Here is a 21,721-nt window from a genome sequence, read left to right as displayed (position 1 = left end):
ATAACATAGAACTTAATGCTCTTATCAAGCGTATCAACAAGTGAAGTTATACGATAAAATGACAGCAGTTCAAACCACAGGAAAAATGTTGTGAGACAAAAGAAGCGATTTATTGCTGGAGCATCGTGCCCTGACTGCAAAGCCATGGATACTATGATGCTATACAGAGAACATGATGTTGAAAAAGTAGAGTGTGTTGAGTGTGGTCATAAAATGGCGCAACCCGATAACGCTGTTCAGGCGTCTACTCGCCAATTTGAACAAGTAATTGGTGTGTTTAAACCGGGCGACTAACCCGGTTTTTTATTGCCTAATTTTTACCGGTTTTAGTAATGCGGTGGAGGTGGCTCAGGTACTTCAGACATCATAGACGATGATGACTGCGACTCTTTAATTTTCTCTGCTAGCAGCTCGGTTTGGCGTTTCATTTTTGCTAACAGCTGTTGGTGCACTTTTATTTCATCATTTAAGACTTCAATCGTTTCGTCTTGAAAAGCCACTTTGGCTTCAAGTTCCATTAAGCGATGTTCAATTGTGTTCATTATTCTCTCGTATAATAAATCGCTCTGCGATCCCGCTGGAGCTTTCGGTTAACAACGACTTACCGTTATCTGTAAATGTCACATCTAGCACCACCGCCGATTTAGGCTTACTGCCTTCGCGCGGGGTAACCTGCCAAGTTTGAATTTTTTCACCGCTTGGTATTTGCCACAAATCTACGCGCTTATTTGGCGAGCCGGTTGCAAGCAAAGTGCCTTGTTCGTTAAAACGCACAGCAGTAAAAATTTTCTGACGCGCAATATACTTCAGTTTACTCACAAGATCACCTGTAGTCAGCTTCCATACATTTGCTTGTGCCATACTATCGGCCGTAAACGCATAGCGACCTTGTGGATCGAGCGTCACTTGGGTAACACGCGTTGGGTGATTAAAACGATGAATTACTTGACCTGTACGTGTATCCCAAAAGTAAGCAACATAATCGTTAGAGCCACTTAAGGCAAAGCGTCCGTTAGGTGAAAGGTCAACGGTGTTAACTTTATCTTGATGACCTAAAAACTCAATACGACGCCCGGTTTCTAGGTTTACAAATACGACAACGCCGTCGCTACGGCCGTATAAAACACTACGGCCTTGATTGCTAATGGCGATATCGCGAATACTGGCTTTTTGTATTTTGTAATAACCTTTATTTTTGCCTGTGGTTATATCCCACACAGCAAATGTGGTTTTTTCGGCGGTAACTGCCACGCTGTTATCAAAAGCAATGGCAACAGCGTACACTAGGCTGTCTTGTGACTGCTGCTGAAACCATTGGTATTTTAGCACCTGCTGTTGATTATCCCACAGGGCGACCCCATGGTTGATAGAGGAGATCAAACTGTATTTACCATCGTTTGAAACTGTTGATGAAAACGCACCTTGTGCAGCATGTTCGTAACTTGCTACAGCGTGTTGTTTTTTATCGGTACAGGCGATGGCTAAAAAACAGCTAAATACGATTAAAAAAGTACGAAATATCGACATATTACAGGTATTTCCCCTTAACTCTTAGTGACTGAGAGGTTAGACTAGGACGCGTTAAATGCCTAGGTTGTTTGTCTAATCACTGGATATGTTTTTAGTTTAGCTAACAATATGGAATTTAGTCATTAAACAAGCAGCCTATCATGTGGGCCGTTAATCTTTCACTAGTAATAATATATTAAAATGACAACTGCAAAGTATGTCGGAGATTTAAAATGAAAAAGACGATTAGATTGTCATTGATTGCAGCGTCAGTTTTAGCGCTTACAGCTTGTAATCAAGAAGCAAAAAAAGAACAAGCTGAAGTTAAATTAGACACTGTAGAACAGCAACAAGCATACGGTATTGGTGCATCTGTAGGTAACTTTTTAAATAAAGACCTAGCAGACAAAACAGAAATTGGTATTGAACTAGACCAAGCACTTTTAATTCGTGGTTTTGAAGATGCGCTTGCTGGCAATGCAAAAATTGACGAAGAAAAAATTCGCGAAGTATTAACTGCACTAGATACATCAGTACGTACTAAGCAAGAAGAAAAAGCTAAAGTAGAGTCTGAAAAAAGTAAAGAAGCAGGCGCTAAATACCTAGCTGACAACGCTAAAAAAGAAGGCGTTACAGTAACTGAGTCGGGTCTACAGTACGAAGTACTTAGCGAAGGCGATGGCGAAAAGCCAGTGGCAACTGATGTAGTTAAAGTACACTACAAAGGGACTTTATTAGACGGTACTGAGTTTGATAGCTCATATGCGCGTAACGAACCGACAACTTTCCCTCTTAACCGCGTAATTGCGGGTTGGACTGAAGGTTTACAACTTATGTCAGTGGGTTCTAAGTACAAGTTCACTATTCCTTCAGAACTTGCTTACGGTGACCGTGACTTAGGTAAGATTCCAGCTAATTCAACACTTGTATTTGAAGTTGAATTACTTGAAATTCAAAATGAAGAAGCACCAGCACAATAATAAGCTTATTGTGTAAATGCAAAAAGGGACCTTAGGTCCCTTTTTTAATATGCGTAAGTAACGTATTAACTTGCATGATTAGAAAACAAGTTATCAATAAGCTCATCTTCAAGTGCAAAACGAGCTTCTAATGCCTCACCAATAACAGATAAGTCATTATCAAAGTCTTTTAATAAGTCTTCTTTATCTACTTCTGCGTACTTATCATTAAAATCTAACGCCACATCGGTTGTGCTAGAAATACGCGGGTAAATAGAGTTTGCAAGCTCTTGGCTTTGTAAGCCCTTTTTTTCGCATGCTTTTGCTATATCGTCATATACTTCAAAATGGCCTGCAGATAGGTAATCCATTAAAAGCTGGCAAAATGATTCAATTAGTTTTGGCTCTGGCAATGCTTGATCTTGCTTTTCGTATGGCGTAAAGCCTGCAATTTTGCAGTAAAGTACAATAAGTTCTTGGCGTTCGTTTAGCCATTTATCAATTACTGTGTGGCTACCACCCCATTTCTGTTGAGCTTTTTCTACACGCGTCAGCATAACTGTTCTCCTAGCTGGGTTGGTTTTTAATTTAAAATAATAAGTTTATGTACATCAAGATATATTTAATTTGCGCGTATATCAACAAGTAAAGTTGAGCTACTTTGAGGGTTGTACCTTTTTATATAAACCGAGGCGAGGGATTTTATTTTAGGCAAGAAAAAACCACCAGTTACGGTGGTCTAATTTCTTTCAGTGACTTGTTATAACAAGCTTTCTTATTTTTATGAGATGATTTTTATTGTTATTATTTTAAAACATTTATTTTTATTGTTTTAAGATTTTTATTATTGTTTTTGTTAACGCGGGACAAACAATAACAAGGTTTTTGTAATGTTGCAAACATATTAATAAAAAGTTTTAAATGTTATTTATTTTTGTTTGTTTTATAGTCAAAATGGATTAAAAAACTCTATTCTATTGATCTACCTCTAGGTAAAGCTGTTTTCGTCCCTAAGCAATAGAGGGTCGGAGAATATGGTGGTACAATCTTGCACAATTTATACAAGTCTTAGGATCATTTACGCCATGAGCGAATTAAAAAACGACCGTTATTTACGTGCACTTGCAAAACAACCTGTTGATGTAACTCCGGTATGGATGATGCGCCAAGCAGGACGCTATTTACCAGAGTATCGCGCTACACGTGCACAAGCGGGCGATTTTATGAGCCTGTGCCGTAATGCTGAGCTTGCATGTGAAGTAACACTGCAGCCACTACGTCGCTACCCGTTAGATGCCGCTATATTATTTAGTGATATTTTAACGATTCCAGATGCGATGGGTTTAGGTCTTTACTTTGAAACTGGCGAAGGCCCTAAGTTCGAACGTCCTATTTCATCTCTTGCTGATGTTAAAAAAATTCCAAAGTTAGACCCTACAGACGAGCTTGGCTACGTAATGAACGCAGTAAGCACTATTCGTCGTGAGCTTAAAGGCGAAGTACCGCTTATTGGTTTTTCTGGTTCACCTTGGACGCTAGCAACTTATATGGTTGAAGGCGGTAGCAGCAAAGTATTTGGTAAAATCAAAAAAATGGCGTTTGCAGAGCCGCAAACACTTCATTTATTACTCGATAAGTTAGCTGATTCAGTTATTGATTACTTAAATGCTCAAATTAAAGCTGGCGCGCAATCGCTAATGGTATTTGACTCATGGGGTGGTGTATTAAGCCCGCGCGATTACAACGAATTTTCATTACAATACATGCATAAAATTGTAGATGGCTTAATTCGTGAGTACGACGGTCGTAAAGTACCGGTTACTTTGTTCACTAAAAATGGTGGTCAATGGATTGAAGCTATTGCAGCAACAGGCTGTGATGCAATCGGTCTTGATTGGACTATTAATATTAGCGACGCTAAGCGCCGTGTGGGTGATAAAGTAGCTCTACAAGGTAATATGGACCCATCTATGTTACACGGTACACCAGAGCGTATTCGCCAAGAAGTAGGCACTATTTTAGAAGACTTTGGTACAGGCAATGGCCACGTGTTTAACTTAGGCCACGGTATTACACCAGATGTAGACCCTGAAAATGCTGGCGTATTCATTAATGCAGTACATGAGCTAAGTGCTAAGTACCATAAGTAATAGTCACTTAAACAAGCTTTAAAACTGTTTAAAAGTAAAAAACCCGCTAAGTTGCGGGTTTTTTGTTACCTATTTATAAAGGCTTTTAAAACTACTTATTTAAATAAGCGATTTAAGCCATTTAATGCCGCAACACGGTAGGCTTCAGCCATGGTTGGGTAGTTAAATGTGGTATTTACAAAGTAGTCGATATTATTGCCACCATTTTTTTGTTCCATAATAGCTTGGCCAATGTGAACAATTTCAGAGGCACGTTCGCCAAAACAATGTACGCCAAGTACTTCTTTGGTTTCGGTGTGGAATAATATTTTTAAACTACCTACTTCAGTACCAGCAATTTGCGCGCGAGCCAAATGCTTAAACTGAGCACGGCCTACTTCATACGGTACTTTAGCGGCTGTAAGCTCTTGCTCGGTTTTACCTACTGAGCTCATTTCTGGGATGGTATAAATACCAGCCGGAATATCAACAATCAGCCTGTCATCGCAGTTACCACATGCAATTGCATCAGCAGCTATACGACCTTGGTCAAACGCAGCACTTGCAAGGCTTGGGTAGCCTATTACATCACCTACAGCGTAAACGTTATCAATTTCTGTTTGGTATGTTTCGTTAACTTTTAATTGGCCACGGCTATCGGCTTTTAAGCCAATGGCTTCAAGATTTAGTGTATCAGTGTTACCAGTACGACCATTAGCAAATAAAATACAGTCAGCTTTTACGCGTTTACCTGATTTTAGATGCATTATAACGCAGTCGTCACGCGTCTCAATTCGGTCAAACTCTTCGTTATGGCGAATAACAATACCGCTATTCCAAAAGTGATAGCTAAGTGCGTCAGATATTTCTGCATCCATAAAAGCAAGTAGTCGATCGCGTGTATTAACCAAATCAACTTTAGCGCCTAAACCTTTAAATATTGACGCGTACTCACAACCAATTACACCTGCACCATAAATCAGTACACGATGAGGGTCATGCTCAAGGCCAAGTATTGTGTCACTTTCGTAAATACGAGAATGCGTAAAATCTACCTCTGGTGGGCGATAAGGGCGTGAACCCGTTGCAATAACAATCGTTTTAGCAGTCAGTCGCTCAGTTGAACCATCATTTCGTTTTACTTCAATTGTGTGCTTATCTACAAAGCTCGCATCACCTTGAAACATATGAATGCGGTTACGATCGTAAAAGCTACTACGTAAATTAGATTGCTTAGAAATAACAGAACTTGCGTGACGTAAAATATCAGGAAATGTTAAGCGGCTAGGGCGCTCACCAACATTAAATAACGGATTTGCTTTGTATTCAATATAGCGGCTAACAGAGTGGCGAAGCGCTTTTGAAGGAATTGTTCCCCAATGTACACAACCGCCACCAACTGATTCTTGGCGTTCAATAACCGCTACTTTTTTATCGTTTTTTGAAAGGTTCATGGCGGTACCTTCACCGCCAGGACCCGTGCCAATAATTATTGCATCATATTGGTATGTCACGGGTACTTTTTTTTGTTCTGGTTGTTTGGCCACAGCCACTCCTAAATTAATTAAAAGAGGCTTTTAATAACCTCGCATTAAGTGCTAGCCATGCCTGTTTTTGATTTTCCCAGGCGGCTTCCAACTCATGGTATTGTGCCATTAATGCTGAGCGTTCACACTGCTTTGCCATGTTATTTTTTTTAACTTCTAACACTTGTTTTTGTAGTGAACAATAATTTTGCAGTTTTTTCAGCAGTAAATCGTACTCTTGTTGTAATAATGTAATCTTATCTTGTGCTAAAGGCAATTTTGCAAGACGCGTTTGCGTTTTGCTCATGAGCGTTTCGGCCTTCGCTTTTTCTATACGTTCAACAGGAGTACGCTTTAACTTATTGGCTAAACCAACAGCTGCTAAAGAGCGAATCATCCATTTTGTTGGATCGTAATGAAACCACTTAATACCGTTACGGTAGTCGCTTGCAAAAATATGGTGGAAGTTGTGATACCCCTCACCGTATGTAAATAACGCTAAAAAGCCGTTATCACGTGCCGTATTTTTTTCGGTGTATGGGCGAGAGCCCCAAATATGTGCAACTGAGTTTATAAAAAAGGTAAAGTGTTGACTCAGTACTAAGCGTAGTAAACCTGCAAGAATTAACATCCCCCACACATCACCAACCAATAAACCAAGTGCTAGAGGCAAGCCTACGTTCATAGCAATCACAAGCTTTAAGTAATGTTTGTGTTGCCACATAACTATTTTATTGCGCTGTAAATCACGACAATTACTATAATCACCGTAGCTATCGCCTTGGTAGTCACGTAACATCCATCCGATATGGCTATACCAAAAACCATTGGTCGCCGCGTAAGGGTCTTTTATTGGGTCGTCAACTTGACCGTGATGTATACGGTGATCGCTACTCCAATGCAATGCACTGTTTTGCAGCGCAAAAGCACCGCCAAGCGCAAAAATAAATTCAACTGCAGGGTGTGCGTTATAGGTTTTATGTGCCCATAATCGATGGTAGCCGGCAGTAATTGATAAGCCTGCATAAAACATGCAGCCTACAAAAGCAATCCAATGCGCGCTGGTAAATCCGTAGCTAATGGCGTACCAAGGTACAAGTGTGGCAGCCGCCAAAAAGGTTAGGCTAAAAAATAGGACGTTTGTCCAAATAATCGGTGGTTTATTCATAATTCTCAATCTCAGCGTACAACTGTAAGCTAAAATAGTATTTCAAACTCTTGTCGTCAAGTATTAGACTGGACAATTGAGCTAATATCACTAAATATTCATATAAAATAATTCAGGGAGCTGTTGATGTCGGGTGTTAGAGCACAACAGAAACAAAAAACACGACAGGCGTTAATTCAAGCGGCATTTAATCAGCTGAGTGCTGATCATAGTTTTTCGAATTTAAGTTTACGCGAAGTAGCACGAGAAGCTGGTATTGCCCCAACTTCTTTTTATCGTCATTTTAAAGACATGGATGAGCTAGGTTTAACCATGGTAGACGAAGCTGGCTTAACTCTTCGCCAACTTATGCGCCAAGCTCGTAGACGAATAGCGAACGATGGCGGCAGTGTTATAAATACCTCAGTGGTTACTTTTATGGAGTTTATTGATAACTCAAGTAACCAATTTAGATTATTACTACGAGAACGCTCCGGGACTTCTAAAGCATTTAGAGCCGCAGTAGCCCGCGAGGTAAAGCATTTTATTTTAGAGCTGGCTCATTATTTAGAAAGTGAAACTAAATGTAATGCTATGCATGCCTATATTCAGGCGGAATCTATGGTAACGCTCGTATTTAATGCGGGTGCAGAGGCGCTCGATATAGAAGGATTGCAACGCGACGAATTGATTGAGCGCGTTATTTGGCAGCTGCGTTATATTACTCGTGGAGCCGGGCATTACGTAAGAGAAACGAGTAAAGAAGCATAGCTTAAAAAAATTGTAAAAAGTTAATATAAGCACGGTATATTGCAGTGCTTATTAATTTAAGCGTCACTAGTCATGTATTTGTTATTTTAATTCTTAATAGGTGCCTTGGTTGAATTAAAAAACCCAATTGAATCGTTTTTAAATCTGTTTTGTGGAATTTTTATGCTTGCTTCCGTCGCTTTGTAATGTTAAAAATAGGCTTCACTGAACACACACACAAGAAAACAAGATGCATATTATTCGTTTAATTACACTAAAACTTAACCTCTTACTGCTATGGTCAGTGAGCGGGGATTAGTGTGTTTGCATCGAGTTGAACACTAAAAACCCCGCAATTGCGGGGTTTTTTTTATCTCGCGGCTGGGATTAATTGAAATTTGGGTAACATAGGAATGAGGGGCAGTTATGCAAGAGCAAGATAAAGTATGGATTTTTGATACCACCTTACGTGATGGCGAACAGGCGCTTAAAGCAAGCCTTACTGAAGATGATAAAATTCAATTAGCGCATACAATTAGCCGCTTGAATGTGGATGTGATGGAAGTGGGTTTTCCAGTTTCGAGCCCTGCTGATTTTCGCTCGGTGCAACGTATTGCAACCGAAGTAAAAGGCCCGATTATTTGTGGTTTAGCACGCTCAGTTGCTAAAGACATTGAGGCCTGTGGCGAAGCACTTCGCACAGCTCAGCAAAGCCGTATTCATACTTTTATTGCTACAAGCCCTTTGCACCTTGAACATAAATTACGTATGAGCCTAGATGATGCAACGGCAATGGCTGTTAAATCAATTAAATTGGCGCGTAACTATACTGATGATGTTGAATTTTCGTGTGAAGATGCTGGTCGTACCCCGCATTGGGATTTATGTAAAATTGTTGAGCAGGCAATTAACGCCGGTGCCTCTACTATTAACTTGCCAGATACCGTTGGTTTTGTAACGCCAGATGAGTACGCCGCGATGATCCGCCATTTAATGAATAACGTGCCAAATATTGATAAAGCGCGCTTAAGTGTGCATTGCCACAACGATTTAGGTTTAGCAGTAGCAAACTCGGTGGCTGCAGTGCAAGCCGGCGCACGCCAAATTGAGTGTACTATTAATGGCATTGGTGAGCGGGCTGGTAACTGCTCGCTTGAAGAAGTGGCAATGATCATGAAAATGCGCAAAGACCACTTAAAAGTATACACAGATATTAAAAGTGAAGAAATTTACCGCGCATCTCGCCAAGTGGCTAAAATTTGTAATATGCCAGTACAACCAAATAAAGCGATTGTTGGCGAAAACGCCTTTGCGCATAGTTCTGGCATTCACCAAGACGGTGTATTAAAAGCGCAAAATACTTATGAGATTATGTCGCCAGAAAGCGTGGGTGTGCCAAGTAACCAATTAAATATGACTTCGCGTTCGGGTCGTCATGTTATTGAGCATCGCCTAGAAGAGTTAGGCTATCAAAAATCTGATTACGATATGGATGGCTTATATAAAAGCTTTATTGAGTTGGCTGACCAAAAAGGCACAGTATACGATTACGACCTTGAGGCGATGATTTACTTTAATCAAATTAACGACAAAGACGAAAAATACCAATTAGAATTTGTTAACTCAGCTTCTAACTCACAATCGGTAGCAAGCTCTACGATAGGAATGCGAATTGATGGCGAAGCTAAACAAGAAGCCGCGACAGGTAATGGCCCAGTTGAAGCTTCGTTTGCAGCCATTGAGCGCTTAACCGGTATGAGCGTTGAAATGATTGAATATAACTTAGAAGCGACAGGTCAAGGTGCAAGCTCATTAGGCCAAGTAAATATTATAGCTAAATACGATGGCCGACCTTACCACGGTGCGGGCATTGCAGCGGATGTGGTTGAAGCGTCGGTACGCGCCATGATCCGTGTTTATAACTTAATTTATCGTGCACAAAAAGTGTCTGATTTAAAACAACAAAGGAAAGCAGGATGAGTAAAACAAACTACAGCGTTGCCGTATTAGCTGGCGACGGTATTGGTCCAGAAGTGATGGCAGCAGCAGAACAAGTACTTGATGCTGTGAGCAATAAGTTTGGTTTTACCCTGAACCGTGAGCATTATGCAATTGGTGGCGCAGCAATTGATGAATTTGGTAAAGCATTACCAGAGAGCACACTTGCAGCGTGTGAAAACGCTGACGCTATTTTATTTGGTTCGGTAGGCGGTCCTAAATGGGAAAACCTACCACCAAACGAGCAGCCTGAGCGCGCATCGTTATTGCCGCTTCGTAAGCACTTTGGTTTGTTTTGTAACCTGCGCCCTGCACAGTTATTACCTGCATTAAGTGCAGCGTCACCACTTCGCGCTGATATTAGCGAAAAAGGTTTTGATATTTTATGTGTGCGCGAGCTAACCGGCGGCATTTATTTTGGCGAAAAAGGCCGTAGCGGCGAAGGCGCTGAAGAAGCTGCTTTTGATACGCAAACATACTCGCGTAAAGAAATTGAACGTATTGCTCGTTTTGCTTTTGAAGCTGCAAAACTACGTAGTAACCATGTTACCTCTGTTGATAAAGCAAACGTACTTGCATCAAGCGTATTATGGCGCGAAGTAGTCACCGAAGTAAGCAAAGACTACCCAGAAGTAAGCCTAGATTACATTTACGTAGATAACGCCGCTATGCAGTTAGTTAAACAGCCTAGCCAATTTGACGTACTACTTTGCGATAACTTATTTGGCGATATTTTGTCAGATGAGTGCGCGATGATCACAGGCTCAATGGGCTTATTACCTTCGGCAAGCTTGAATCAATCGGGTTTTGGATTGTACGAGCCAGCAGGCGGTTCAGCACCAGATATTGCAGGTAAAGGCGTTGCAAACCCAATAGCACAAATTTTAAGTGCCGCATTAATGCTACGTTACTCGCTAGGGCAAGACGAAGCTGCGCGCACCATTGAAAAAGCCGTAGCAGAAGCCGTTGAAGCAGGTGTAGGCACGCCAGATATATATCCAAATGCCGGTTACAGCACAAGCGATGTGGCAGCCGCTATCGTTTCACGCATTTAATAACATATTAAAGTTGCAGCACCGTTATGCTGCAACTCAAACAGATTAGGGAATTAGCAAGTGGCCCAAACGTTATACGACAAAATTTGGCAAGCACATACCGTTGCCAGCATAAATGAGCAAACCGACTTACTTTATATTGACCGCCATTTAGTGCATGAAGTTACTTCTCCGCAGGCTTTTGCAGGTCTACGTGAAAAAAACCGTACTGTACGTTGCCCAGAAAAAACCTTTGCAACGATGGATCATAACGTATCGACTAAGAGCCGATCACTTGATGCCGCAAGCGAAGTATCTAAAAATCAATTAATGGCGCTTGATAAAAACTGTAAAGAGTTTGGTATTGTACTTTACGATTTAAACTCAATTAACCAAGGCATTGTGCACGTAATGGGCCCAGAGCAAGGTATTACTTTGCCAGGCACAACCATTGTATGTGGCGATAGCCATACTTCTACGCATGGTGCGTTTGGCGCATTAGCGCATGGTATTGGTACGTCTGAGGTTGAGCACGTATTAGCAACGCAAACGCTACAGCAAAAAAAGGCGAAATCGTTAAAAATTCAAATTAACGGTGTATTGCGTCCAACAGTTACGGCTAAAGATTTAATTATGGCGGTAATTGGCAAGTTAGGTACTGCTGGTGGCACAGGCTATGTAGCAGAGTTTTGTGGTGCAGGCATTGAAGCGCTTTCAATGGAAGCCCGTATGACGCTATGTAATATGAGCATAGAAATGGGTGCAAAAGCGGGTTTAATTGCATCTGACCAAATTACTTATGATTATTTAAAAGGTCGTCCGTTTGCACCTAAAGGCGCAGATTTTGATGCAGCCGTTGAATATTGGGAAACCTTAAAAACAGACGAAGGCGCACACTTTGATTTAGTTGTTGAGCTAAATGCTGACGACATTCAGCCACAAATTACCTGGGGCACAAGCCCAGAGCAAGTAATTGGTGTTGATGAGTGCATACCCGATCCAGATAAAGAGCCAGATTTAATTAAAGCCGATGCCATTCGCAGCGCACTTAAATACATGGGCTTAAAAGCGGGCGATAAATTATCAAGCGCAAAAGTAGACACGGTATTTATTGGCTCATGTACTAATAGCCGTATTGAAGACTTACGCGCAGCTGCAAAAATTGTTGAAGGCAAGCAAGTTGTAGCCGGCATAGAGGCGTTAATTGTACCGGGCTCTGGCTTAGTTAAAAAACAAGCTGAAGACGAAGGCTTAGCCGATATTTTTAAAGCCGCAGGCTTTGAATGGCGCGAACCAGGTTGTTCTATGTGTTTAGCGATGAACGATGACCGCCTAGAAGCAGGCAAGCGTTGTGCATCTACTTCTAATCGTAACTTTGAAGGTCGTCAAGGTCGTGGCGGGCGTACCCATTTAGTTAGCCCTGCAATGGCTGCAGCCGCTGCAATACATGGTCACTTTGTTGATATTAGAGGAGAAGCATAATGAGCGTATTTTTTAGTGGCTTAATGGCTCCACTTGATAAAAACAATGTAGATACTGACCAAATTATTCCTAAGCAGTTTTTAACATCAACTAGCCGCGAAGGTTTTGATGCTGCCTTGTTTTATGATTGGCGTTACCTAGATAACGGTGAGCCAAACCCTGACTTTATTTTAAATCGCCCATGCTACCAAGGCGCGCAAATATTATTAACGCGCGACAACTTTGGTTGTGGCTCATCTCGCGAGCACGCGCCATGGGCACTTAAGCAATATGGTTTTGAAGTTATTTTAGCTGAAAGCTTTGCAGATATTTTCTTTAATAACTGTGGTAACAACCAAATGTTAGCCATTGCGTTACCTGCCGACACGCTTGAGCAATTGTTTGTACTTAGCGAGCAGCACGACGATATTAACATTGAAATCGACCTTGAAAATCAAACACTAACAAGCAGTAAGTTTGCACCAATTAGTTTTGATATTCGTAAAGACGTAAAAGAGCGTCTATTAAGTGGCTTAGATTTTATTGGTGTAACCGAAACACTAAACCCACAGATTGATGCGTTTGAAAAACAACTAGCAGCTGAGCGCCCTTGGCAGTAATTGTTTAATCTGTATATAGTAAAATCACGTATTGAAAAGCACGGCAATTGCCGTGCTTTTTTGTGGGTAAATATTAGGTTCAGTACCTAAGGCTTAATGTCTAAAGTCAGCCATTAACGCAGGTATACCAGGTAACATGCCTACAATTGCCATTACAGTAGTAAGTAGCAAAAACATAATAAGTGGAATCACCCAGCGGCTCATTTTAGTTAGCTCTGCGCTACGTTCTTTACAGCCAATAAGCCCTAGGTTATCAAGTAGCATAGTAAGCGACCAACCAAAAGCCGGATTAACTAAGGTTGAGGCAAATACCACAATAGCGGCTGATTGCGTTGTTTTGCCTTCGCGCGTCATTTCCATGCCAGCTTCAAGTAGCGGAATAAACACACCTACAATAAGCGCTACACAAAGCACAGGTTGCCAAATGGCTAAATCCATTGGGTAACCCCATAAACCAGCAATAATACAAAATACGGCTGTTAAAATGGCGCCAGCCGGAATAGGGCGTTTAGCAATAGCAGCAGGTACAATGTAGGTTCCCCACGATGAGGTAAAGTTAGCACCACCAGCAAGTGAGCCAAATGTTTGTCTAACCGATGCGCTCAGCATGGTGTCGTCGATATTCATTTGTACTTTTTCAGTACGTTGCGGATAGCTTATTTTTTGAAATACTTGATGACCTAAAAAATCAGGTGACCACATAGCAACGGCGAGCACTGCAAATGGGAGTACAACCACAAAGCTTTCAAGCGTTGGCAGGCCAAGCATCCAGCCCGTGTTTTCACCCCACCAGTAAGCGGGGTTCATATTTGGTAAACCGGGAGCTGTATGAAACTCAAACGGTGCACCTAGAGCAAAGGCAACCACACCACCAATAAGGCAGCTTAACGGCACAGCTAACCAGCGCTTTTTAAAGTGCTCTAACAGTGCATACAATAAAATGGTGGCTAAAATAACAATAAACGCAATATGCGCCATATCAATGGCCTCAGCCCAGGCAAACAGCTTTTTAACCTGCGAAATAGTACCAATAAAACCTAAATAAATGAGTAGCCCGCCACATACACCTTTACTGGTTAGGCGCGCGAGCATACTTCCTCCCTTGGTTATGGCCAAAATAAAACCAAAGGCACCAATGAGTAAGCCAAACGCCATAGGGTGACCGCCAGCAGCAACTACAATAGGAATTAACGGAATAAGCGGGCCGTGAGTACCGGCTAAGTTGGCCGTGGGTAAAATAAAGCCTGAAAATAAAATGATAAAAATAGAAACAATGAGTAATTCATAACGTACATTTTCTAAAACAAACGCATCACTTAAACCAAGAGGTGCTGCAAATGTTGCCGCAATAGCACCCACCATAACGACTTTACCAATAGTTCCCGCCATTGCAGGAATGGTGTCTTCAAATTCAAATCGGTAATCTCTAAACGGTAAATTAGGACGCCAGCGTTTAGGCTGCATAATCTGTAATTCATGTTCGAGATACTCGTCGCGAGTATTAAACTCTGAACTCGGTTTGTGAAGCTGCTCGTAGCTTTGAGCATTCTTGTGCGTGTTTGATGGTGCATCACCGGGTGGTGTAGTTTGCATGCGTTCTCCTGCAACATTGTTGCTTAATCAAATAAATACGGCTTTTGTTAAAGCAAATGAATATTGAACATGCAGGGTAGATCAGCTTTTAGGCTGCTATGTATAGGCAAAAGGTCGTGCATGGTTGTTTTTAATACAGTTAATCTGACAATCAGCTTTACGTTAAAAATTATAAAATTACACAAAATGATTTAAAATTACTATAAATCAATGGCTTGTTTTTATTTTTAAAGAATTTGATCACTGTTTATAGCGGGAAATAGTGTTAATGGCAGGTTATTATCCTTTAGTCTTAGTGGCTGTGAAAGCCGTTTTATTTCAAGCTATTTGCTTGCAGGAGCCGTTAATATTGTTTTATTTGTGGTGGAATAATACTTCTGTTACTTTCTGATTGTTAATAACAATAAAGAATAGACATGCAACTCAACTCCCCTAAATCAATTGGTATTTTACTTGGTACGCTTTACGGCATATTTATGCGGCTGTTTATAGAGCTACTTGATACTTATAATTTAAGTAGCCTAGTCTCTATATCATTTATGTTTTTAGTGCCCGTTGCAATTGGTTATATTCGTGTTCACTTTGAATTTAAGAGCTCAAAAACATTAACTAAAAGGCAAATGGTCACGATTGCTTGGCAGCCTATTTTTGTTTTTTTATTTGTAAGTGTAATTACTTTACTTGAAGGCAGTATTTGTGTGGCTATGGCTTTGCCTGCTTTTATGTTTTTTGCCAGCATTGGTGGATTACTTGCGGGTTTTGTTAGAAAGCGTGAAATAAAAAAAGCGAATAGTTCTTTATTATCAATCGCGTTGTTACCTATATTGCTCTCACCTATTGAAGTTAATTTTTTAAATTTATCAAAAACATACGAAGTAACAAATTCAATAACTATTAACGCGCCCATCAATGTTGTGTGGCAACAGTTAGCTAATGTGAGTGATATAAAACCACAGGAAGTGCCTTTTTCACTCACTCAATTAATTGGTGTACCAAAGCCATTAAAGGCAAGTATGAATGCAAGCGGTATAGGCGCTGTTCGCACAAGTACTTGGCAAAAAGGGGTTATATTTAAAGAAGTTATTACGGACTGGCAACCAAATAAACAGATGCTTTATAGATTTGACATAGACCCAGATGCTATTCCCGATGACGCACTCGATAAACACGTAAAACTTGGCGGTGAATACTTTTCTCCACTTTACGGTGGTTATCAGCTAAGTGAAGATAAAAGCGGCAATACAATTTTAACTTTAAAAACGACCGTGCAAGATAATACAAATTTTGGTGTTTATTCGCGAATATGGGGTGAGGTGATATTTCAAGATTTTCATCATTCACTTTTAACGTTGATGAAAAACAGAGCTGAAAAATCACTTATCGCAACTGTTTCTTATAATTAGCTTAAAGCATTGTGTTTATAAAAATATTACACGCTAAAAGGTAAAGCCTTTGCATTTGCAAAGGCTTTTGTTTTAACTGCTAACTTTTACCAAATCATTTCTACAAATTCAGGGTGGTCGATATACGGGTTACGATTACCTTGAAATTCAAAGGCTGCTTGGTTACGGTCAAGTTCCATTTGGCTTACAGGATCGCTGTTATGCCAGTTAAGCAGCATGGCTACAACCCAGCTTTCAAACACTTGGTTGCTTGAACCATTAAGCACTGCATTACTTGAGGTCGTTTTGGTTTGCCAAGTGCCTATTACATTTTCGTAGCGCGTTGCCATGTAAAAATAAGCGCGAGCAAAGTCACCTTTAAATTCGTCAATTGGCTCAAATACAGTACCTGAGTAATTTAATGAACTTGCGGCAGAGCCTAATTTACTTCCGTTGGTTGATGTAAATGAAGCGCTTGCTACTTCACCAAATGGGAAGTTACTACGCTTTGAGTTTACATAACCGTCGGTTGCGTAAATATGATGCACATCTGAGTTCATTGGCTCAATAGTGCCGCCAAACCAGCTTTTAGGAAATGAATGCTCACGGTTGTAACAGCCGCCTTCTCCACTATAGTTACCACATTGGTCACTCACCGCAGTATAATTGTAGCTATCTGAGCCGTTTGGTTTCTCGCTATACATATCTAAAATGCTGTTATCGTTTTCAAAGTATTTATCACGTGCAGATGAGTCGTAAAAATTCCAAATAGCTGAGTAACCCTGTGCATTATGATCTTTAATAATATTATAAAGCTCAGTTTTTAGTGCATAACCTGATAACCCTTGAGCAGTAACATAGTAGCCAGTGGGTGTTGGGTTGGTCCCGCCGCCATCACCAGAGCCACTACCTAAAGTAAATGCCGTGCTGTCTGTATTATTAAAACTTGCACCGCTAGCAAGTGCGGTAGAGCCTTGCTTAAGCGCATAACTGCCACTACCTGTTGAACAACACATGCCATCGCCGTAGCTGTCGTTAATAACAAGTGTGTAAGTACCATCAGTTAGGCATATTTGCTCATCATACTGAGTGTTTGATGCGTAACCACTGCCGTTAGCAACAGCGCTACCTTGATTGTTATTAACGGCCCAGCTAGTTTCGCTACCGTAATTATCGGTGTTAAGCGTTAAGGTAAGGCTATTGTCGGTGCAACTTGTTGATGCGTTGCCATCAGTATTTGGTAAAAAGTTATCTACGTATACGGTTTCGCTGCCATCAAATCCACTTACATCGTAAAACCTAAGCCCAATACTAATTGTTTTATCACTGCTTGCTGTATAGCTATGGCTAATTGTTTGCCATTGGTTAGTTTGTGCTTGATTTGAATAGCCTTGATAGCCATCTACATATAAGCGCGCTTTAATTTTACCTTCGGTGTGGTAAACATCAGCCGAAAAGTTATAGGTTTTACCCGCTTCTACAGCAACCTGTTGTAGTAAATCAGTGTTACTTTGCGATCCTGTTGTTACATTGACAGCAGCAGAGCTACTACCGCTTTTAACTGTACTAGTTGAGCGCGTTAAGCTGATTCCGCTATCAATAGTGCTCCAAGAGCTAGGTGTATTACCTGACCATTGTTCAAATCCGCCATTAGCTACATTGGCCATTACAGGTAATGAGCCAAGTAACAAAGCGGTACTAAGTAGTTTATTTTTATATTTCCCGTGTAACATAGTTGTTCCTATTTTTATTTTGAATGAAGAATATACCCTACATTAGTTAGGTTACAAAATTGTTAATTTAAAGTGCAGTAAAAAGCAATAATAAGTCTTTAATCTGTTTTTGAAGGTATTTTTATAAATTAATAACTAAATGGAATATCAAAGCAGATTCTATTCTTTTTTTATCTATGCTGAGCCCGTTATCCTACTAACTTAGAAAACCTCAACAGATACGCTCTGGATGAGGTAAAACTCATTTTTAACAATACACAAAGTGTGTTGTGTTTAATTTTCAGGGTTATGGGGAATCGATTCATGTTGTTAGGTCAACTAAATGCTGCGGCAAGCCCGCTATCGCAAGATCAAGTACAAAAGCTGCAAGGTTTAGTGGCTGAACTTAATCCAATTCAACAAGCGTGGGTAAGTGGTTACTTAGCTGCAAATGCTAATTCAGCTGCGTTAGGTGCTCCTACGGCAGGCGTACCGGCTGCGGGTGATGCAGCAGCGCTAACTATTTTATATGGTTCGCAAACAGGTAACGCAAAAGGTGTAGCTACCAAAATGAAAGAGCAGGCTGAGTCGCGAGGCTTAGCAGTTAAGCTTGTTAGCATGTCAGATTACAAACCAACAGCCCTGAAAAAAGAAAAGTTTTTAACTATCGTTGTATCTACTTACGGCGAAGGTGAGCCACCAGAAGACGCAGAAACACTCCACGAATTTTTAGCCACTAAAAAAGCGCCAAAACTAGACGATGTGAAAATAGCGGTTATTGGCTTAGGTGATTCTAGCTATGAGTTTTTCTGCCAGACAGCAAAAGATTTTGAAGAGCGTTTAAATAAACTCGGTGCACAAACTATCTATCAACGTGCTGATTTAGATGTAGATTACGAAGATGAAGCCGCTACGTGGATCGCCGGTGCAGTTGATGCATTTGAACCTGATTTAAAAGCGCAGCAAGAAGCCGCTGGTGGTCAAGTTGTATCAATGCCATTTGGCGCTCCTACCTCTGCAGCAAGCCAATATACAAAACAAAATCCATTTGAAGCAGAGCTATTAACTGTTCAAAAAATTACCGGTCGCGACTCAACTAAAGATGTACGCCATGTTGAAATTTCGCTTGAAGGTTCTGACATTACTTACACGCCTGGTGATTCATTAGGTGTGTACTTTTTAAATGACGATGTATTAGTTGATGAAGTACTTACACTTACTCAAATTGATGCAACAAGCATTGTAAAAGTAGGTGATGAAGAGCTAAGCGTACGCGATGCACTTATTGAAAAACTAGAGCTGACTCAGTCATACCCTGGTTTTGTAGAAAAATATGCAACAGCAACAGGTACGCCTGAATTATTAAAGCTTGTAGAAGATAAAGCGGCAATGCGTGCGTATATTGAACCTCGCCAAATATTTGATGTGATTCGCCAAAACCCAGCAAAAATTGATGCGCAAACATTAGTAGATTGCCTACGTAAACTACAAGCTCGTTTGTACTCAATTGCATCTAGCCAAGCTGAGGTTGAAGACGAAGTACATTTAACACTAGGTCTAGTGCAGTTTGATGCATTTGATAGCGAGCATTTAGGTGGTTGTACTGGTTACTTAACTCGTCGTGCAGAAGAAGGTTGTAAAGTTAAAGTATTTAGCGAACACAACGACAATTTCCGCCTACCAACTAACGATGATACACCGGTGATTATGGTTGGCCCTGGTACGGGTATTGCGCCGTTCCGTGCATTTTTACAAGAGCGTGATTCGCGTGAAGCGCAAGGCAAAAACTGGTTGTTCTTTGGTAACCCACATTTCACTCAAGACTTTTTATACCAAGTAGAAATACAGGGTTATTTAAAATCGGGTTTACTTAACAAAGTAGATGTTGCATTTAGCCGTGACCAAGCAGAAAAAGTATACGTACAAGACAAATTACGCAGTAACAGTAAAGACGTGTTTGAGTGGTTAGAAGCCGGCGCTCACTTTTATATTTGTGGCGATGCAAATCGCATGGCAAAAGATGTACACAACGCCTTGGTTGATATCGTTAAAGAAAACACAGGCAAGAGCAATGAAGACGCAGAGCAATATTTAAAAGATTTGCGTAGCGCAAACCGCTATCAGAAAGACGTGTATTAATCACGTTTCTTATTTTATTTAACAGCTAGCAGCCGTCACTGTAACAAATTTAGGATTTAAAATGAGCGAACAAGATAAAAACGTAAAACTTTCTGATAACGAACGTTTGAAAAGAGAAAGTAACTTTTTACGTGGCACCATAGAGCAAGATTTAAAAGACGAAATTACCGGTGGTTTTACTGCCGACAACTTTCAGCTAATTCGTTTTCATGGCATGTACCAACAAGATGACCGCGATATACGTGGTGAGCGTGCTAAGCAAAAGCTAGAGCCGCTACATAATGTAATGTTACGTGCACGTATGCCTGGCGGTATTATTAAGCCAGAGCAGTGGTTAGCAATTGATAAGTTTGCTGATGAAAAAACAAGCTACGGCAGTATTCGTTTAACAACGCGTCAAACGTTTCAGTTTCATGGTGTGCTAAAGCCTAATATTAAAGGCATGCACCAAATGCTTGATAGCGTAGGTATAGACTCTATTGCTACAGCGGGTGACGTTAACCGTAATGTGCTTTGTACTACTAACCCAGTTGAGTCTGAGTTACATCAAGAAGCTTACGACTGGGCTGCAAAAATTTCTGAGCATTTATTACCAAAAACGAAAGCGTATGCCGAAATTTGGTTAAATGGCGAAAAAGCAGAAACCACAGAAGAGCCAATTTTAGGATCTAACTACTTACCGCGTAAATTTAAAACAACGGTAACTATTCCACCTAACAACGAAGTTGATGTGCATGCGAATGACTTAAACTTTGTGGCAATTGCTGATAACGGCAAGCTTGTTGGTTTTAACGTATTAGTGGGCGGTGGCCTTGCCATGACGCACGGCGATACAGCAACTTATCCGCGTAAGGCTGATGACTTTGGCTTTATTACGCTAGAAGATACCTTAAAAATTGCAGAGCATGTTGTATCTGTGCAGCGCGATTGGGGTAATCGTTCAAACCGTAAAAATGCAAAAACTAAATACACACTAGACCGTGTAGGTGTTGATGTATTTAAAGCAGAAGTAGAAAAACGCTCAGGCGTTACGTTTGCACCAAGTCGTCCGTTTGAGTTTACTCACCGAGGCGATCGCATTGGTTGGGTTGAAGGCATTGATGGTAAGCATCACTTAACGCTATTTATTCAAAGTGGTCGTATTTTAGACTACCCAGGCAAACCGCTTAAAACAGGTTGTCGTAAAATCGCAGAAGTTCACCAAGGTGACATGCGTATGACGGCAAACCAAAACTTAATTATTGCTGGCGTACCTGCAGATCAAAAAGCCGTGATTGAAGAGATTGCACGTAGCCATGGCCTGATTGATGACAAAGATTCGCAGCAGCGTAAAAATTCTATGGCGTGTGTTTCACTGCCAACGTGCCCACTTGCAATGGCCGAAGCAGAGCGTTACTTACCAAGCCTAGTAGAAAAAACGGAAGCATTACTTGCCAAGCACGGTATACCAGATGACAGCATTATTATGCGCGTTGTAGGTTGCCCTAACGGTTGTGGCCGCGCAATGCTTGCAGAAGCTGGTTTAGTGGGTAAAGGCCCAGGTAAGTACAACGTTTACCTAGGTGGTAATTTAGAAGGTACACGTATTCCTAAATTGTACCTTGAGAACGTAGGCGAAGACGTTTACCTAGAAGCATTCGATAAGCTCATTGGGCAATGGGCAAAAGAGCGTAACGATGGTGAGTGTTTTGGTGACTTTGTTATACGCAAAGGCATAGTTGCTGAAGTAAAAGTATCAGTAACCGATTTTCACGCTTAATTA

Annotated in this window: 18 protein-coding genes; 11 read left to right on the top strand and 7 right to left on the bottom strand. The window is 40.8% G+C overall.

Annotation, left to right across the window (positions count from 1 at the left end; genetic code table 11):
- Positions 1–90: 90 nt before the first annotated feature.
- Positions 91–294 (top strand): YheV family putative zinc ribbon protein, encoded by a 204-nt coding sequence (locus H5161_RS12375; RefSeq protein WP_007378899.1) that lies wholly within the window; start codon positions 91–93, stop codon positions 292–294.
- Positions 295–326: 32 nt separating this feature from the next.
- On the opposite strand, the gene H5161_RS12370 is transcribed toward H5161_RS12375, so the two are convergent.
- Together H5161_RS12370 and H5161_RS12365 are read right to left on the bottom strand one after the other, a co-directional pair.
- Positions 327–542 carry a SlyX family protein gene (locus H5161_RS12370; protein ID WP_004335946.1) on the bottom strand — a complete coding sequence of 72 codons (216 nt, stop codon included), beginning with the start codon at positions 540–542 and terminating at the stop codon, positions 327–329.
- Positions 529–1,527: a WD40 repeat domain-containing protein gene (locus tag H5161_RS12365; protein ID WP_138489926.1), complete on the bottom strand. Its 999-nt coding sequence runs from the start codon at positions 1,525–1,527 to the stop codon at positions 529–531. Before H5161_RS12365 ends, H5161_RS12370 begins: the two co-directional genes overlap by 14 nt.
- 215 nt (positions 1,528–1,742) lie before the next feature.
- Between H5161_RS12365 and fkpA the strand changes: the two genes are divergently transcribed.
- A complete protein-coding gene (gene fkpA / locus H5161_RS12360) occupies positions 1,743–2,489 on the top strand; it encodes an FKBP-type peptidyl-prolyl cis-trans isomerase (protein WP_004335950.1) in 747 nt (248 codons plus the stop codon).
- 65 nt (positions 2,490–2,554) lie between these two features.
- Here fkpA and rsd read toward each other — a convergent pair whose 3' ends face one another.
- The gene (rsd, locus tag H5161_RS12355; protein WP_182769417.1) at positions 2,555–3,025 is read right to left on the bottom strand and encodes a sigma D regulator; all 471 of its coding nucleotides are present in this window, start codon (positions 3,023–3,025) and stop codon (positions 2,555–2,557) included.
- A gap of 528 nt (positions 3,026–3,553) precedes the next feature.
- Between rsd and hemE the strand changes: the two genes are divergently transcribed.
- Entirely contained in the window at positions 3,554–4,618 is a 1,065-nt protein-coding gene (gene hemE, locus H5161_RS12350; RefSeq protein WP_002961084.1) for a uroporphyrinogen decarboxylase, read from the top strand.
- A 95-nt stretch (positions 4,619–4,713) separates the two neighbouring features.
- Here the strand turns inward: hemE and sthA are convergent, their stop codons facing one another.
- Together sthA and H5161_RS12340 are read right to left on the bottom strand one after the other, a co-directional pair.
- Complete coding sequence (sthA, locus tag H5161_RS12345; RefSeq protein WP_007378904.1) at positions 4,714–6,144, bottom strand: Si-specific NAD(P)(+) transhydrogenase; 1,431 nt, start codon at positions 6,142–6,144, stop codon at positions 4,714–4,716.
- A 13-nt stretch (positions 6,145–6,157) separates the two neighbouring features.
- A complete protein-coding gene (locus H5161_RS12340) occupies positions 6,158–7,291 on the bottom strand; it encodes a fatty acid desaturase (protein ID WP_008138662.1) in 1,134 nt (377 codons plus the stop codon).
- Positions 7,292–7,417: 126 nt separating this feature from the next.
- Here H5161_RS12340 and fabR point away from each other — a divergent pair, with 126 nt between their 5' ends.
- From fabR to leuD, 5 genes are all read left to right on the top strand, one after another.
- Positions 7,418–8,041 carry an HTH-type transcriptional repressor FabR gene (gene fabR, locus H5161_RS12335; protein WP_002961087.1) on the top strand — a complete coding sequence of 208 codons (624 nt, stop codon included), beginning with the start codon at positions 7,418–7,420 and terminating at the stop codon, positions 8,039–8,041.
- Positions 8,042–8,446: 405 nt separating this feature from the next.
- Positions 8,447–10,000 (top strand): 2-isopropylmalate synthase, encoded by a 1,554-nt coding sequence (gene leuA, locus H5161_RS12330; RefSeq protein WP_002961090.1) that lies wholly within the window; start codon positions 8,447–8,449, stop codon positions 9,998–10,000.
- Positions 9,997–11,073: a 3-isopropylmalate dehydrogenase gene (gene leuB / locus H5161_RS12325; protein ID WP_002961092.1), complete on the top strand. Its 1,077-nt coding sequence runs from the start codon at positions 9,997–9,999 to the stop codon at positions 11,071–11,073. Before leuA ends, leuB begins: the two co-directional genes overlap by 4 nt.
- Positions 11,074–11,133: 60 nt before the next feature.
- Complete coding sequence (gene leuC / locus H5161_RS12320; RefSeq protein ID WP_182682468.1) at positions 11,134–12,534, top strand: 3-isopropylmalate dehydratase large subunit; 1,401 nt, start codon at positions 11,134–11,136, stop codon at positions 12,532–12,534.
- Entirely contained in the window at positions 12,534–13,133 is a 600-nt protein-coding gene (leuD, locus tag H5161_RS12315) for a 3-isopropylmalate dehydratase small subunit (RefSeq protein WP_002961095.1), read from the top strand. Before leuC ends, leuD begins: the two co-directional genes overlap by 1 nt.
- 93 nt (positions 13,134–13,226) lie before the next feature.
- On the opposite strand, the gene H5161_RS12310 is transcribed toward leuD, so the two are convergent.
- The gene (locus tag H5161_RS12310) at positions 13,227–14,726 is read right to left on the bottom strand and encodes a DUF3360 family protein (protein ID WP_182693233.1); all 1,500 of its coding nucleotides are present in this window, start codon (positions 14,724–14,726) and stop codon (positions 13,227–13,229) included.
- Positions 14,727–15,142: 416 nt separating this feature from the next.
- Between H5161_RS12310 and H5161_RS12305 the strand changes: the two genes are divergently transcribed.
- On the top strand, positions 15,143–16,129 hold the full coding sequence (locus H5161_RS12305; RefSeq protein WP_182769416.1) for a hypothetical protein: 987 nt from the start codon (positions 15,143–15,145) through the stop codon (positions 16,127–16,129).
- Positions 16,130–16,215: 86 nt separating this feature from the next.
- Here H5161_RS12305 and H5161_RS12300 read toward each other — a convergent pair whose 3' ends face one another.
- Positions 16,216–17,841, bottom strand: coding sequence for an endonuclease (locus H5161_RS12300; RefSeq protein ID WP_182769415.1), 1,626 nt, complete (start codon positions 17,839–17,841; stop codon positions 16,216–16,218).
- Positions 17,842–18,144: 303 nt separating this feature from the next.
- Between H5161_RS12300 and H5161_RS12295 the strand changes: the two genes are divergently transcribed.
- A complete protein-coding gene (locus H5161_RS12295; protein WP_138489932.1) occupies positions 18,145–19,959 on the top strand; it encodes an assimilatory sulfite reductase (NADPH) flavoprotein subunit in 1,815 nt (604 codons plus the stop codon).
- A gap of 61 nt (positions 19,960–20,020) precedes the next feature.
- Positions 20,021–21,718, top strand: a complete 1,698-nt coding sequence (cysI, locus tag H5161_RS12290; RefSeq protein ID WP_182769414.1) for an assimilatory sulfite reductase (NADPH) hemoprotein subunit — start codon at positions 20,021–20,023, stop codon at positions 21,716–21,718.
- Positions 21,719–21,721: the final 3 nt, after the last annotated feature.

Origin of the sequence: Pseudoalteromonas sp. SG43-5, assembly GCF_014164345.1 — a bacterium.
GTDB classification, from domain to species: Bacteria; Pseudomonadota; Gammaproteobacteria; order Enterobacterales; family Alteromonadaceae; genus Pseudoalteromonas; species Pseudoalteromonas distincta.
This window is presented reverse-complemented; position numbering and strand designations above follow the sequence as displayed.